Origin of the sequence: Lysobacter brunescens (genome assembly GCF_042677005.1) — a bacterium.
GTDB lineage: Bacteria > Pseudomonadota > Gammaproteobacteria > Xanthomonadales > Xanthomonadaceae > Lysobacter_I > Lysobacter_I brunescens.
Genome location: NZ_JBHTIF010000001.1, coordinates 2,453,691 through 2,467,530 on the forward strand (window position 1 = coordinate 2,453,691; position 13,840 = coordinate 2,467,530).

The window sequence follows — 13,840 nt, forward strand, 5'->3', positions numbered from 1 at the left end:
CGAGAATGTCGTTCTTGTTCGTCGAACGCCTCGCATCTTTCCCGTGAATCACGGGGTGCTTGTCGAAGACCCGAAGAATGCGGTATTCTTTCCAGATCGGGCCGTTAGCTCAGTTGGTAGAGCAGTTGACTCTTAATCAATAGGTCCAAGGTTCGAATCCTTGACGGCCCACCAGATCAGCAACGCCCGGCTTCGGCCGGGCGTTTTGCTTTGAGCGCCCCGGTCGCCCGGGGCCGATGCGAGAGTGGCGAAATTGGTAGACGCAACAGATTTAGGTTCTGTCGCCGCAAGGTGTGGGGGTTCGAGTCCCCCCTCTCGCACCACCTCAGGGATGGGCCCGCACCGAGACCTGTGTGACCGGATCGTGCATCCGGTCGGGGTTGTGCCCTGAAACTGGCGGCCGGCCGCGTAATCCGCCAAACTATCCCGTTCCACCGGGGCCCTGGCCCCGGTTTCGCCCGAGGGTCCTTCGAGGCCCGGGCGCCCCATCCACCTTCACCAATTTTCGGGCCGCGGACACGCGCGCGGCTGCAGGAGTCGCCAGCATGCAAGTTTCAGTCGAATCCGTGGGCAATCTCGAGCGCCGCATGACCCTGCGCGTGCCGGCCGAGAGCGTCGAAGGCCAGGTCGGTGGTCGTCTGCGGGAGATCGCGCGCACCGCCCGCATCAAGGGCTTCCGTCCCGGCAAGGTGCCGTCCAAGGTCATCGAGCAGCGCTTCGGCGCGCAGGTCCGTGGCGAGATCCTCGACGACCTGCTGCAGGAAGGCTTCGAGCGCGGCGTGCGCGAGAACGAACTGCGTGTCGCCGGCGCTCCGCGCATCGAGCCGTCGGCCGAGGCGGGCGAGGGCGAGATGGCCTTCGTGGCGTCCTTCGAAATCGTCCCGGACTTCGGCGACATCGACGTCACCAAGCTGCAGGTCGTGCGCCACACCGCGGACGTCACCGAAGACGACATCGATCGCATGATCGAGAACCTGCGCCTGCAGCGTCGCAGCTGGACCCTGGTCGCCCGCCCGGCCCAGGCCGGCGATGCGGTCGATCTGGAAACCTGGTCGGTCGTCGACGGTGAGCGCCTGCCGCCGGAAGGCGCCGAGCGCGGCGTCACAGTGATCGGCACCGGCGGCATGTATCCCGAGATCGAGAACGCGCTGGTCGGCATGAGCGCCGGCGACGAGAAGACCGTCACCGTCGATTTCCCGGCCGATTGGCGCGTCCCGCAGCTGGCCGGCAAGAAAGCCGAGGTGTCGGTCAAGATCGAACAGATCTCCGAAGCCCATCTGCCCGACGCCGACGCCGACTTCATCAAGAGCTTCGGCGTGAAGTCGGGCGACATGGCGCAGTTCCGCGTCGAAATCCGCAACAACCTCGAGCGCGAGCTCAAGGGCGCGCTGATGAACCGCCTGCGTCGCGAGGTCGGCGAGCAGCTGATCGCCGCCTATGCCCACGTTGAAATGCCGCCGCGTCTGGTCGAGAACGAGGCGCGCGCCATCGTTGCCCAGACCGTCGAGCAGTCCCGTCGCCAGGGCCGCCAGGTCGAAGCGCCGGCCGATGCCTGGCGCGAAGTGCTTGAACCGGCCCGCAAGCGCATCACCGTCGCCCTGCTGGTCGGCGAGATCGCCCGCCGCAACAGCCTGACCCTCGACCCGAAGCGCGTGAACGAAACGCTGCGTCTCATCGCGTCGACCTACGAAGAGCCGCAGCAGGTCATTGATTTGTACCGCAACGACCGCCAGCTCATGTCGGGCCTGCAGAACCGCGTGATGGAAGAGCAAGTGATCGACTGGATCGCCGAGCGCGCCACCCATACCGACCATCCGCTCAGCTTCCAGGAAGCCATCGCGCCGCTGTAAGGTTCCGTCTCCCGGCGGCATCGCTCAAGACGGTTCCGCCCCGGTCCGCGCGCATCGCGCGGACCTCCCCCACAAAGACAGGTGTCACGTGAGCATGGAAACCAAAGCCCTGAACCTCGTGCCGATGGTGGTCGAACAGACCAGCCGCGGCGAGCGCGCCTACGACATCTACTCCCGGCTGCTCAAGGAGCGCGTGATCTTCCTGGTCGGCGGGATCGACGACTACATGGCGAACGTCATCGTCGCCCAGCTGCTGTTCCTCGAAGCCGAAAATCCCGAGAAGGACATCAGCCTGTACATCAATTCGCCGGGCGGCATCGTCACGGCGGGCATGGCGATCTACGACACCATGCAGTTCATTAAGCCGGATGTGAGCACGATCTGCGTCGGCCAGGCCGCCTCGATGGGCGCGCTGCTGCTGTCGGCCGGTGCCAAGGGCAAGCGTTACGCCCTGCCGAACTCCCGCGTGATGATCCACCAGCCGCTCGGCGGCTTCCAGGGCCAGGCCACGGACATCGACATCCATGCCCGCGAGATCCTGGGCATGAAGCAGCGCCTGAACGAGATCCTGTCCAGCCACACCGGACAGGCGATCGACACCATCGCCCGCGACACCGAACGCGACAATTTCAAGAGCGCCGAGGCCGCCCGCGACTACGGTCTGGTCGACCACGTCCTCGAGCGCCGGCCGGAAGAATCGATTCAGCCGGCCTAAGTGATTGATTCATAAAAGCATGGAATTCCGCCCCGGATCGCGCTTGCGGCCCGGGGCGTGGATGCTATCCTCCCGATACCAGCGAAAGAAATCGACAGCAGCATGAGCGAAGACCGGCAAGGCCGCAGCGGCGACAGCAACAAAATCCTGTATTGCTCGTTCTGTGGCAAAAGTCAGCACGAAGTCCGCAAGCTCATCGCGGGCCCGAGCGTGTTCATCTGCGACGAATGTGTCGAGCTGTGCAACGACATCATCCGCGAGGAACTCGAGGAGAAGGCGCAGGCGACCCGCAGCCACCTGCCGAAGCCTCGCGAGATCCTGGAGGTGCTCGACCAGTACGTGATCGGGCAGTCGCGCGCCAAGAAGACCCTGGCCGTCGCGGTCTACAACCACTACAAGCGCATCGAGAGCCGTCAGAAGAACGACGACATCGAGCTGGCGAAGTCCAATATCCTGCTCATCGGCCCGACCGGCTCGGGCAAGACCCTGCTGGCCGAAACGCTGGCGCGTTTGCTCAACGTGCCGTTCACGATCGCCGATGCGACCACGCTGACCGAAGCCGGCTACGTGGGCGAGGATGTCGAGAACATCATCCAGAAGCTGCTGCAGAAGTGCGACTACGACGTCGAGAAGGCGCAGCAGGGCATCGTCTACATCGACGAAATCGACAAGATCTCGCGCAAGAGCGAGAACCCGTCGATCACCCGCGACGTGTCCGGCGAAGGCGTGCAGCAGGCGCTCCTCAAGCTGATCGAAGGCACCGTCGCCAGCGTGCCGCCGCAGGGCGGACGCAAGCATCCGCAGCAGGAATTCCTGCAGGTCGACACGCGCAACATCCTGTTCATCGTCGGCGGCGCGTTCGCGGGCCTGGACAAGATCATCCAGCAGCGCAGCACCGAGGCCGGCGGTATAGGTTTCGGCGCCAAGCTCAAGAGTGCGGAGCGCAAGGCGGATGTCAGCAAGGTCCTGTTCGATGTCGAGCCGGAAGACCTGATCAAGTTCGGCCTGATCCCCGAGTTCGTCGGCCGCCTGCCGGTGGTCGCGACCCTGGAGGAGCTGGACGAGACTGCACTCATCAAGATCCTGACCGAGCCCAAGAACGCGATCAGCAAGCAGTTCCGCAAGCTCTTCGAGATGGAGGGTGTCGAGCTGGAATTCCGCCAGGACGCGCTCATGGCCATCGCCCGCAAGGCGCTCAAGCGCAAGACCGGCGCGCGCGGCCTGCGCACGATCGTCGAATCGGTCCTGCTGGACACGATGTACGACCTGCCGTCGCTGGAGAACGTCAGCAAGGTGGTGGTCGACGAGTCGGTGATCGAGCACAAGTCCGAGCCCTACCTGATCTACCAGACGCCGCCGAACAAGGTCGCGTCCGCCGAGTAAGCCCGCCCATTCGCGAGGCTTCCCATGCGCGGCTCGCCTTCTGGCGGGCCGCGCTTGCATCCAGACCCGCAGACCCCCATAAGGTGGCTATCGGCCGCGCCGTTGCGCTGTGCCACCCCACAGGAGACGCCCCATGTCCGACCCCGTCGCCACCGCCCTGCCCGAACTGCCCGTGTTGCCGCTGCGCGACGTGGTGGTGTTCCCGAGCATGGTCATCCCGCTGTTCGTCGGTCGCGAGAAGTCGATCAAGGCGCTCGACATCGCGATGGACCTCGACAAGCGCATCCTGCTGGTCGCGCAGAAGTCGCCCGAAACCGACGATCCCGCCGCCGCCGACCTGTACGAAGTCGGCACGCTGGCCCAGGTGCTGCAACTGTTGAAGCTGCCCGATGGCACGATCAAGGTGCTGGTCGAAGGCGTCTCGCGCGTGAGCGTGAAGCAGGTGCGCGAGTTCGAAGGCGCGCTCGCCGGTCGCCCCGAACTGCTCGAATCCGACGTCCCGTCCGAACCGCGCGAGGTCGAGGCCATCGTGCGTTCGCTGATGGGCCTGTTCGAGCAGTACATCAAGACCAACCGCAAGCTGCCGCCGGAGCTGATGCAGACCCTGTCGGGCATCGACGAACCCAATCGCCTGGCAGACACCATCGCCGCGCACCTGAGCGTGCGCCTGGCCGAGAAACAGCGCCTGCTCGAAGCGGTGGACGTGTCGCAGCGCCTTGAACTCCTGGTCGGCCTAGTCGACGGCGAGATCGACGTGCAGCAGCTGGAGAAGCGCATCCGCGGTCGCGTGAAGTCGCAGATGGAGAAGAGCCAGCGCGAGTACTACCTCAACGAACAGATGAAGGCCATCCAGAAGGAACTGGGGGACCTGGACGACGCGCCGAACGACATCGAGGACCTGACCCGGCGCATCGCCGAGGCCGGCATGCCGAAGGCGGTCGAAACCAAGGCGAAGTCCGAACTCAACAAGCTCAAGCAGATGTCGCCGATGTCGGCGGAAGCCGCCGTCGTGCGCAACTATCTCGACTGGATCCTCGGCGTGCCGTGGAACAAGCGCACCAAGGTGCGCAAGGACCTGAAGCTGGCGCAGGACACGCTCGATGCCGACCACTACGGTCTGGAGAAGGTGAAGGAACGCATCCTCGAATACCTCGCGGTGCAGACGCGCGTGAAGCAGATGAAGGGCGCGATCCTGTGCCTCGTCGGTCCGCCGGGCGTGGGCAAGACCTCGCTGGGCCAGAGCATCGCCAAGGCGACGAACCGCAAGTTCGTGCGCATGTCGCTCGGCGGCGTGCGCGACGAGGCCGAGATCCGCGGACATCGCCGTACCTATGTCGGCTCGATGCCAGGTCGCATCGTGCAGAACCTCAACAAGGCCGCGAGCAAGAATCCGCTGTTCGTGCTCGACGAGATCGACAAGATGTCGATGGACTTCCGCGGCGACCCGTCGGCGGCGCTGCTGGAAGTGCTCGATCCCGAGCAGAACACCGCGTTCAACGACCACTACCTCGAAGTCGATCTCGACCTGTCAGAAGTGATGTTCATCGCGACCTCCAACTCGCTGAACATTCCGGGTCCGCTCCTCGACCGCATGGAAGTGATCCGAATCCCGGGTTACACCGAGGAAGAAAAGCTCAACATTGCGCAGCGTTACCTGCTGCCGAAGCAGCTGAAGGCCAACGGCCTGAAGCCGACCGAGCTGAGCATCGCCGAGGATGCCGTGCGCGACATCGTGCGCTACTACACGCGCGAATCGGGCGTGCGCAACCTCGAGCGCGAGATTTCCAAGATCTGCCGCAAGGTGGTGAAGGAAATCGCGCTCGCCGGTGCGCAGCCGGCGGAGAAGGGCAAGCGCGCGGGCAAGGCGGCCGCGAAGGCCGCGACCAAGGGCGTCAAGCGCGTCGCCGTGACTTCGAAGAACCTCGACAAGTACCTGGGCGTGCAGAAGTACGATTTCGGTCGCGCCGAGCAGGACAACGAAATCGGCATGGTCACGGGCCTGGCGTGGACGGAAGTCGGTGGCGATCTGCTGCAGATCGAATCGACGCTGATGCCGGGCAAGGGGCAGCTGCTGCTCACCGGCCAGCTTGGCGATGTGATGAAGGAATCGGCATCGGCGGCGCTGTCGGTCGTGCGCGCGCGCACCGAGCGACTCGGCATCGATCCGGATTTCCTGCAGAAGCAGGACGTGCATCTGCACGTGCCCGATGGCGCGACGCCGAAGGATGGCCCGAGCGCGGGCATCGCGATGACCACCGCACTGGTGTCCGCGCTGACGAAGGTGCCGGTGCGTGCGGACGTCGCGATGACCGGCGAAATCACCTTGCGCGGCAAGGTCACGGCGATTGGCGGACTCAAGGAAAAGCTGCTTGCGGCGCTGCGTGGCGGCATCCGCACCGTGCTGATCCCGGAAGAGAACCGCAAGGATCTCGCTGATATCCCGAAGACCGTCACCGATCGCATCAAGATCGTGCCGGTGCGCTGGATCGACGAAGTGCTCGACCTCGCCCTGGTGCATCCGATCGCGCCGCAGACCGCCAGGAAAGAGCGTGCCGCTCCGCGCAAGGCGGTCAAGCCGAAGGTCGCGAGCCGACGCGAGGTGCGCAGGCACTGATCGTCGGACGGACGGATGGCCGCAGTCGGCCATCCGCTCCGTTCATGCGTTTTTCCCTGGTTTTTCCGGGGTTTTTTCTTGCGCGGGGTCACCCCCGCTGGTATAACGGACGCCTGTTGACGCAGGAAAAGTCCGCGTCTTTTCGACGCCGAATGCAGGGAGTCGCGTTCCCGCCGACAGCAATCGCGTGGCATCCACGCCTCATTCTTCCTTCCTCACACCATACCCACGGGAGTTTTCAACATGAACAAAGCCGAGCTTATCGACGCGATCGCCGCCGGTGCCGAGCTGTCCAAGGCCGATGCCGGGCGCGCGCTCGATGCCACGGTCGCCGCCATCACCCAGGCGCTGAAGAAGGGCGAGACCGTGACCGTGATCGGCTTCGGTTCCTTCGTTGTCCGCGAGCGCGCCGCCCGCACCGGCCGCAACCCGAAGACCGGTGGCGAACTGCAGATCCCGGCGTCGAAGAATCCGGTCTTCAAGGCTGGCAAAGCGCTCAAGGATGCCGTAAACTAATTGGCTCTTCCCGTTGGGGTGCTTAGCTCAGCGGTAGAGCGTCTCCTTTACACGGAGAGGGTCGGGGGTTCGAAACCCTCAGCACCCACCACAAAGAGTTCGAAGTGATTGAAAAGAATTTCTGCAAAGAACTTCCCATCGGTCACGAAAAGGCGCTAAAATGCGCGCCATCGCAGGGTCAAATGCGGAGTGGTAGTTCAGTCGGTTAGAATGCTGGCCTGTCACGCCGGAGGTCGCGGGTTCGAGTCCCGTCCACTCCGCCAATCCCTGGGAATTCTCCGCGCAAGCGGACGCAAAGGCACCGGAAACGGTGCCTTTTTCGTGTCCGGCGTCTGGAAATCGCGACATGCCGGTCGCCTGCCGTCCCTTCTTCCCCTCCCGAAAGCGTGCCGGGGGTGTTGCAGGCGCCCGCTCAGGCTACACTTGGCGGCTCCTCTTACGGCTCCGTTCGCCAATGCTGCAAGCCTTACGCGACAAATCCTCCGGCTGGATCGCCACGGTCATCCTGGGCCTGCTGACCATTCCCTTCGCGTTCTTCGGGATGGAGCAGTATCTGTTCCAGCGCACCGAAACCTTCGCCGCCAAGATCGAAACGCCCCCGGCCTGGTGGTCGGACGCGCCGGATTGGTGGGTGGTTCGCAAGGCGTTCTGGAGCAAGGACGAAATCACAGCGGACCAGTTCCGCAGTGCATTCGAGGACGAGCGCCAGCGTCGACGCCAGCAGGATGGCGAGAATTTCGATGCGCGCGAATTCGAGAGCATCGACAACAAGCGCAAGATCCTCGAACAGCTGGTCGACCAGCGCGTGATGCGCCTGGCCAGCGAGCGCGACGGCTTCGTGGTCGGCAACGCCCAGGTCATCGACGCCATCCAGTCGATCCCGGCATTCCAGGTGGACGGCAAGTTCAGCGAGCAGCGCTACCGGCTCGCGCTGGCGTCGCTGGCGCCGCCGAAGACGCCGACGCAGTTCGACCAGGAAGTGCGCGACAGCCTCAAGCAGAGCTTCGTGGCGAGCCGCCTGCAGGAATCGGCGTTCGTCACGCCGTCCGAAGGCCAGCGCCTGCTGCGCATGCTCAACGAAAAGCGCGATGTGTCCTATGTGGCGCTGCCCGCGCCCACGCCCGACACCGCGCCGGTGACGCCCGCGGAGATCGCGAGCTGGTACAAGACGCATCCGAATGATTTCCGCGCGCCGGAGATGGTCACGCTCGAATACGTCGAGATCAACGCCGCGACCCTGCCGCCGCCGGTCGCACCGGACGAGCGCGCGCTGCAGGCGCGCTACGAGCAGGAAAAGGCGCGTTTCGTCGAACCCGAGCAGCGTCTCACCGCGCATATCCTGGTGAAGGTTGATGCGGGTGCGGATGCCGCGGCGCAGAAGGCGGCCGAAGCCAAGGCGCGCGATCTGCTGGCGAAGGCAAAGGCTCCGGGCGCTGATTTCGCGGCGCTTGCGCGACAGAACTCCGATGACGCCGGTTCGAAGGACGGCGGTGGCGACCTGGGTTGGGTCGCCAAGAACGGCCAGATGGTCAAGCCGTTCGAGGATGCGGTGTTCACGACCGCACCGGGCACGATCTCCGGGCCGGTCAAGTCCGAGTTCGGCTGGCACATCATCCAGGTGCGCGAGCTGAAGGCCGGGCGCGAGATGCCGTTCGAACAGGCGCGCCCCGAGCTGGAGCGCATGCTGGTCGAAACCGACCGCGAACGCGCCTACAACGACCTGACCGGCGCACTTGTCGATCAGGCACTGAAGACGCCGTCGTCGATGAAGCAGGTGGCCGATGTGGCCAAGCTGCAGGTCCAGCGTGTCGGTCCGATCTCGCGCAACCAGGCGCAGGGCGTCCTCGCCAATCAGGCAGTGCTGCGCGCGGCCTTCTCCGAAGACGCGAAGACCCGTCGCAACGTCTCCGATCCGATCGAGGTCGCGCCCAATCACAGCGTGATGATCCGCGTCGTCGACCACACCCCGGAACGTGTGCGTCCGCTGGCCGAACTGGGCCCGCAGATCGTCGCGGCGGTGCGTGCGGATCGTACGCGCAAGGCCGCCGAGGCTCAGGCTGAGGCCATCGTCGCGCGCCTGAAGAAGGGCGAGACCCTGGCTGCGGTCGCCGGCGAGAAGCAGTTGACCGTGGAAACCGCCGCTGCCGTGCAGCGTGGCGCTCCCAGTCCGGATCCCGCCGTCAGCGAGGCCTATTTCCAGGTCGACGCGCCGGCTGCCGGCAAGGTCTCGCCGGGCAAGGCGCAGCTGCCGAACGGCCAGATGGTCGTGTTCGAGGTCACCAAGGTGATCGCTGGTCAGGACAGCGACATGCCGGCGGAAATCCGTGCCGCCTTCCTCGGCCAGTTGGCTCCGCGCCTGGGCGACCAGGATGCGCTGTCGGTCAGCAAGGACCAGCGCAAGCGGATGAAGGTCACCATCGCCGAAGATCGACTCTGATCCGGCGAGGTTGGCGAGACACGAAAAAGCCCGGCTGCGAAGCCGGGCTTTTTCTTTGCATCGCGTTGTCCCTTCTGCGTGCGTCCGGCGACGGATGCGCGCCTGCGGGGATCAGTCGTAATGGATGCCGGTCATGCCGAGGATGTTGTAGCCGGCATCGACGTAGGTCACTTCGCCGGTGACGCCCGAAGCGAGATCCGAGCTGAGGAAGGCGGCGACGTTGCCGACGTCCTCGATGGTGACCGTGCGGCGCAGCGGTGCGTTTTCCTCGACGTGGCCGAGGATCTTGCGGAAGCCCGCGATGCCGGCGGCGGCGAGCGTCTTGATCGGGCCGGCCGAGATCGCGTTGACGCGGATGCCTTCCGGACCGAGGTTGCAGGCGAGGTAGCGCACGCTGGATTCGAGGCTGGCCTTGGCCACGCCCATCAGGTTGTAACCGACCAGCGCGCGCTCGGCGCCGAGGTAGCTGAGGGTGAGGATCGAGGCCTTCCGGTTCTGCATCATCGGCCGGGCGGCCTTGGCCAGCGCCGAGAGCGAATACGCCGAGATGTCATGGGCGATGGCGAAATTCTCGCGGGTCAGGCCGTCGAGGAACTGGCCGGCGATCGCTTCGCGCGGCGCGAAGGCGATGGCGTGGATCAGGATGTCGAAGCCGTCGTTCCAGTGCTTGCCCAGTTCGGCGAAGCAGGCTTCGATCTGGGCATCGTCGGCCACGTCCAGCGGCAGCACGATGTTCGAACCGTACTCCTGCGCGGCGCTTTCGACGCGCGGGCGGAGCTTCTCGGTCTGGTAGGTGAAGGCCAGCTCGGCACCTTCGCGGTGCATGGCTTCGGCGATACCGGTGGCGATGGAGCGCTCGCTGGCGATGCCGGTGATGAGCGCGCGTTTGCCTTGCAGAAAACCCATGGTGGTCTCGTGACGTGTGTCGAATCGGAAACCCTAGTGTGCCATGCGTCCCCGACCATCGGATGCCGTATGGACGCGGCGGGGCCGGGGCCTCAGGCCCGGAACACGTTCTTCCATTCGCGCAGCGCGGCGAAGGTCTCGACGCGATCCACGGGCTGTCGGCCGAGTCGCGTCGCCGCCGACGCGCGGATCGCGGGGTCGTCGCAGCGCAGGAAGGGGTTGGTCGCGCGTTCCTCGGCCAGCGTCACCGGCAGGGTGGGTTGCAGGCGTTCGCGCAGGTCGCGGACGGCCTCGGCACGCGCCTGCAGGGCGGCGTTGCCCGGATCCACGGCGAGTGCGAAGGCGGCGTTCGACCAGGTGTATTCATGCGTGCAGCAGACGCGGGTGTCGCCAGGCAGGGCGGCCAGGCGATCCAGCGAGGCGAGCATCTGCCCGGGCGTGCCCTCGAACAGGCGGCCGCAGCCGAGGCTGAACAGGGTGTCGCCGCAGAACAGCAGCGGCGCGCCGCCGGCATCGCCCGCATTGAACGCGATGTGACTGCGGGTATGGCCGGGCACCGCCAGCGTGTCGAAGTCGATGCCGGCGACGCGGACGCGCTCGCCGTCGTCCACGCGCCGGGTCGCCAGCGGGATCCGGTCGTCGTGCGGCGCGACGATCTCGATGCCCGGCACGGCGGCGGCGAGCGCGGCGAGACCGCCGATATGGTCGTTGTGGTGGTGCGTCACCAGGATGGCGACCAGCCGCAGGCCGTTGGCCATCGCCGCCAGGACCGGCGTGGCATCGCCGGGATCGACCACCAGCGCGGCGCCGTCGTCGCCGGCCAGCGTCCAGATGTAGTTGTCCTCGAAGGCGGGCAGGGGGATCGGAACGCAGGGCGGCAGGGGAGTCGATGCGAAGGCAGGCATGGTCGGCGTGTCGGGTCCGGTTGCGGGCTGGGTACAATGACGCGATGCCTGCATTGTCCCACTCCCAGACGCCCGAGGCCGTGACGCAGCAGTGGTACCAGCTGCCGGCGGGTCTCCCGGTGCTGGAGAGCGAGCAGACGGCGGTCGCCGATGCGCTCGCGGCCCATCCGGTCGTCGGCCTGCCCTGGCTGTGGCTGTCGCCGGTGACCGACGGCGAAGCACCGGCCGGGCGCGGCCTGCGCCTGACCGGCAGCGACGCCCATTGGCAGGGGCCGATCGTCTGCAGGCTGCCCCTGCCGCTGGCGAGCGAATCCCTCGGCGCGATCGTGCTGCAGCACCTGCCGCTGGCGTCGGCCGATGCGCGTTCGCGATTGCTCGACGAATGTGCGCGATTGCTGGTGCCGGGCGGCCGCCTGGCGGTCTTCGCGCTCAATCCCTTGTCGCCCTACCGACTGCGTCTGCGTCGTGGTCGCCCTTGCGTGGAAGATCCCGCGACCTGGCGCCGCCACATGGTCGATGCCGGGCTGAGTCCCGAATCCTCGGCGCAGGGCATCGGCCCGCAGTGGTCGCCGGTCGCATCGCCCAGCCTGCAGTCCGGTCCCGGCCTGCGCGTCGCCTACCTGCAGCGCGCCGAGAAGCGCGCGCTCCCCCTCACGCCGGTTCGCCAGCGCAAGCCGCTCGGGCTGGCCGACGGCGTGCCGGTCACCTGATCCATGTCGAAGCGCTCCTGATGACGAATTCCCCGATCGACCCGACGATGAAACACGTCGAAATCCATACCGACGGCGCCTGCCTCGGCAACCCCGGCCCGGGCGGCTGGGCCGCGCTGCTGCGCTACCGCGAGCGCGAGCGCGAACTGGCCGGCGGCGAGGCGCAGACCACCAACAACCGCATGGAGCTGATGGCGGCGATCGTCGGCCTGGAGACCCTGAGCGAGCCGTGTCGGGTGACCCTGTTCACCGATTCCCAGTACGTGCGCCAGGGCATCACCGAATGGCTGCCGAACTGGGTGCGCCGGCATTGGAAGACCGCCGGCGGCGATCCGGTGAAGAATCGCGATCTCTGGGAGCGGCTGCATGCCGCCAGCCAGCGCCACACCATCGACTGGCGCTGGGTGAAGGGCCACTCCGGCGACCCCGACAACGAACGCGTCGATACCCTGGCCCGCGACCAGGCCACGCTGCTCAAACAGGACGCCACCCGGGAGGCCAGACGCGCATGAGGCAGATCGTCCTCGATACCGAAACCACCGGTCTGGAATGGAAGAAGGGCAACCGTGTCGTCGAAATCGGCTGCGTCGAGTTGATCGAACGCCGACCGAGCGGTCGCACCTGGCAGCAGTACATCCATCCCGAGCGCGAGTTCGAGCCCGGCGCGCAGGAAGTGACCGGACTGACCCTGGAGTTCCTCGCCGACAAACCGAAGTTCGCCGAAATCGCGGACGCTTTCCTCGATTTCGTCCGCGATGCCGAGCTGATCATCCACAACGCTGCGTTCGACGTCGGCTTCCTCGACTACGAGCTGTCGCTGCTCGGGCCGCAGTACGGCCGCCTTCGCGACCACGTCGCCGGGGTGGAGGATTCGCTGCTCATGGCCCGGCAGCGCTTCCCCGGGCAGCGCAACTCGCTGGACGCGCTGTGCAGGCGACTGGGCGTCGACAATACCCATCGTCAGTTGCATGGCGCGCTGCTCGACTCGCAGTTGCTGGCCGAGGTCTACCTCGCGCTGACCTCGGGGCAGAGCGAGATCGGCTTCGGCGCACCGGCGACCGAGGAGGAGGGCACCGGCGGGGCTGCGGCCGCGTTCGCGGCCACGGTGCTCGATCCGGCCCAGCGTCCCCGCGTCCGGGTGGCCGATGACGAGCTGGCCGCGCATGCTGCCCGTATCGAGGCGATCCGCAAGAAGGCCGGCCGTTGCCTCTGGGATCCGGCCTGACCCCGGCGATCCCTCCCCGACGATCCCCGGCAAGGACGCCATCCGTCCGCCGCGCCTTGAATCGGACCGTACGTTGCGGTACATAGCTGAACCGAAGACGAGGCGCGTCACGGGCGCGCAGGATGTCCCCGGTCTGACCTGATGGTCGCACCGGTGCAAGGAAATCGCATCACGCGGACCCATCCGGTGATCCGCCATCTGGTTACCCCCATGGAAACGCAAAAGGAGTAGGGCGTGAAGAAGACAGTACTCGCCGCTGCGATCGTGATCGCCGCATCGGTCATCGGTTCGGCGCAGGCCGGCACCTACAAGACCGTTCCGTACGGCAACAATCCCTTCCTGTTCTGCAAGTACGGCATGCCCAGCGATGGCTGGGTGTCGCAGGGCGACGGGAAGTGGCGCAAGATCGTGAAGCGCCCGAACAAGCGCTGGATCTCGACCTTCGAGGACGTGTGCAGCACTCGCAACGGTCGCGACATCACGCCGGATCCGGCCAACCAGCAGGCGGCCAACGGCCGCGATCCCGCGCTGGTTCCCTGATCGAGGCTTGCGCGACCCCGTGCGGGTCGCGGAGCTGTT

At 66.1% G+C, this 13,840-nt stretch carries 12 protein-coding genes and 4 tRNA genes; 14 read left to right on the plus strand and 2 right to left on the minus strand.

Translation table 11 applies throughout. From position 1 onward, the window contains the following. The first annotated feature begins 98 nt into the window (after positions 1-98). The 10 genes from ACFQ0E_RS10835 (at position 99) to ACFQ0E_RS10880 (ending at position 9,515) form a co-directional block, all read left to right on the plus strand. Positions 99-174 (plus strand) — tRNA-Lys (locus ACFQ0E_RS10835). 64 nt (positions 175-238) lie between these two features. Then, positions 239-323, plus strand: a tRNA-Leu gene (locus tag ACFQ0E_RS10840). A gap of 222 nt (positions 324-545) precedes the next feature. Continuing rightward, positions 546-1,850 carry a trigger factor gene (tig, locus tag ACFQ0E_RS10845; RefSeq protein WP_386823653.1) on the plus strand — a complete coding sequence of 435 codons (1,305 nt, stop codon included), beginning with the start codon at positions 546-548 and terminating at the stop codon, positions 1,848-1,850. Positions 1,851-1,938: 88 nt separating this feature from the next. Further along, a complete protein-coding gene (gene clpP, locus ACFQ0E_RS10850) occupies positions 1,939-2,565 on the plus strand; it encodes an ATP-dependent Clp endopeptidase proteolytic subunit ClpP (protein WP_137851502.1) in 627 nt (208 codons plus the stop codon). 102 nt (positions 2,566-2,667) lie between these two features. Further along, positions 2,668-3,948 carry an ATP-dependent Clp protease ATP-binding subunit ClpX gene (gene clpX / locus ACFQ0E_RS10855; protein ID WP_137851501.1) on the plus strand — a complete coding sequence of 427 codons (1,281 nt, stop codon included), beginning with the start codon at positions 2,668-2,670 and terminating at the stop codon, positions 3,946-3,948. A 133-nt stretch (positions 3,949-4,081) separates the two neighbouring features. After that, on the plus strand, positions 4,082-6,562 hold the full coding sequence (gene lon / locus ACFQ0E_RS10860) for an endopeptidase La (protein ID WP_386823654.1): 2,481 nt from the start codon (positions 4,082-4,084) through the stop codon (positions 6,560-6,562). A gap of 243 nt (positions 6,563-6,805) precedes the next feature. Further along, the gene (locus tag ACFQ0E_RS10865; protein WP_137851499.1) at positions 6,806-7,078 is read left to right on the plus strand and encodes an HU family DNA-binding protein; all 273 of its coding nucleotides are present in this window, start codon (positions 6,806-6,808) and stop codon (positions 7,076-7,078) included. 16 nt (positions 7,079-7,094) lie between these two features. Further along, a tRNA-Val gene (locus tag ACFQ0E_RS10870) sits at positions 7,095-7,169 on the plus strand. Positions 7,170-7,264: 95 nt separating this feature from the next. After that, positions 7,265-7,341, plus strand: a tRNA-Asp gene (locus tag ACFQ0E_RS10875). Positions 7,342-7,532: 191 nt separating this feature from the next. Beyond that, a complete protein-coding gene (locus ACFQ0E_RS10880; RefSeq protein WP_386823655.1) occupies positions 7,533-9,515 on the plus strand; it encodes a peptidyl-prolyl cis-trans isomerase in 1,983 nt (660 codons plus the stop codon). A gap of 111 nt (positions 9,516-9,626) precedes the next feature. On the opposite strand, the gene ACFQ0E_RS10885 is transcribed toward ACFQ0E_RS10880, so the two are convergent. Beyond that, entirely contained in the window at positions 9,627-10,421 is a 795-nt protein-coding gene (locus ACFQ0E_RS10885) for an enoyl-ACP reductase FabI (RefSeq protein WP_386823656.1), read from the minus strand. Positions 10,422-10,513: 92 nt separating this feature from the next. After that, a complete protein-coding gene (gene gloB, locus ACFQ0E_RS10890) occupies positions 10,514-11,326 on the minus strand; it encodes a hydroxyacylglutathione hydrolase (RefSeq protein WP_386823657.1) in 813 nt (270 codons plus the stop codon). 53 nt (positions 11,327-11,379) lie between these two features. Here gloB and ACFQ0E_RS10895 point away from each other — a divergent pair, with 53 nt between their 5' ends. From ACFQ0E_RS10895 to ACFQ0E_RS10910, 4 genes are all read left to right on the plus strand, one after another. Then, positions 11,380-12,036, plus strand: coding sequence for a hypothetical protein (locus ACFQ0E_RS10895; protein ID WP_386823658.1), 657 nt, complete (start codon positions 11,380-11,382; stop codon positions 12,034-12,036). Between the two features lie 47 nt (positions 12,037-12,083). After that, positions 12,084-12,548, plus strand: coding sequence for a ribonuclease HI (rnhA, locus tag ACFQ0E_RS10900; protein WP_386823659.1), 465 nt, complete (start codon positions 12,084-12,086; stop codon positions 12,546-12,548). Then, a complete protein-coding gene (dnaQ, locus tag ACFQ0E_RS10905) occupies positions 12,545-13,261 on the plus strand; it encodes a DNA polymerase III subunit epsilon (RefSeq protein ID WP_386823660.1) in 717 nt (238 codons plus the stop codon). The genes rnhA and dnaQ overlap by 4 nt, the downstream gene beginning before the upstream one ends. Before the next feature lie 234 nt (positions 13,262-13,495). Then, positions 13,496-13,801, plus strand: coding sequence for a hypothetical protein (locus ACFQ0E_RS10910; RefSeq protein ID WP_386823661.1), 306 nt, complete (start codon positions 13,496-13,498; stop codon positions 13,799-13,801). Positions 13,802-13,840 lie beyond the last annotated feature (39 nt).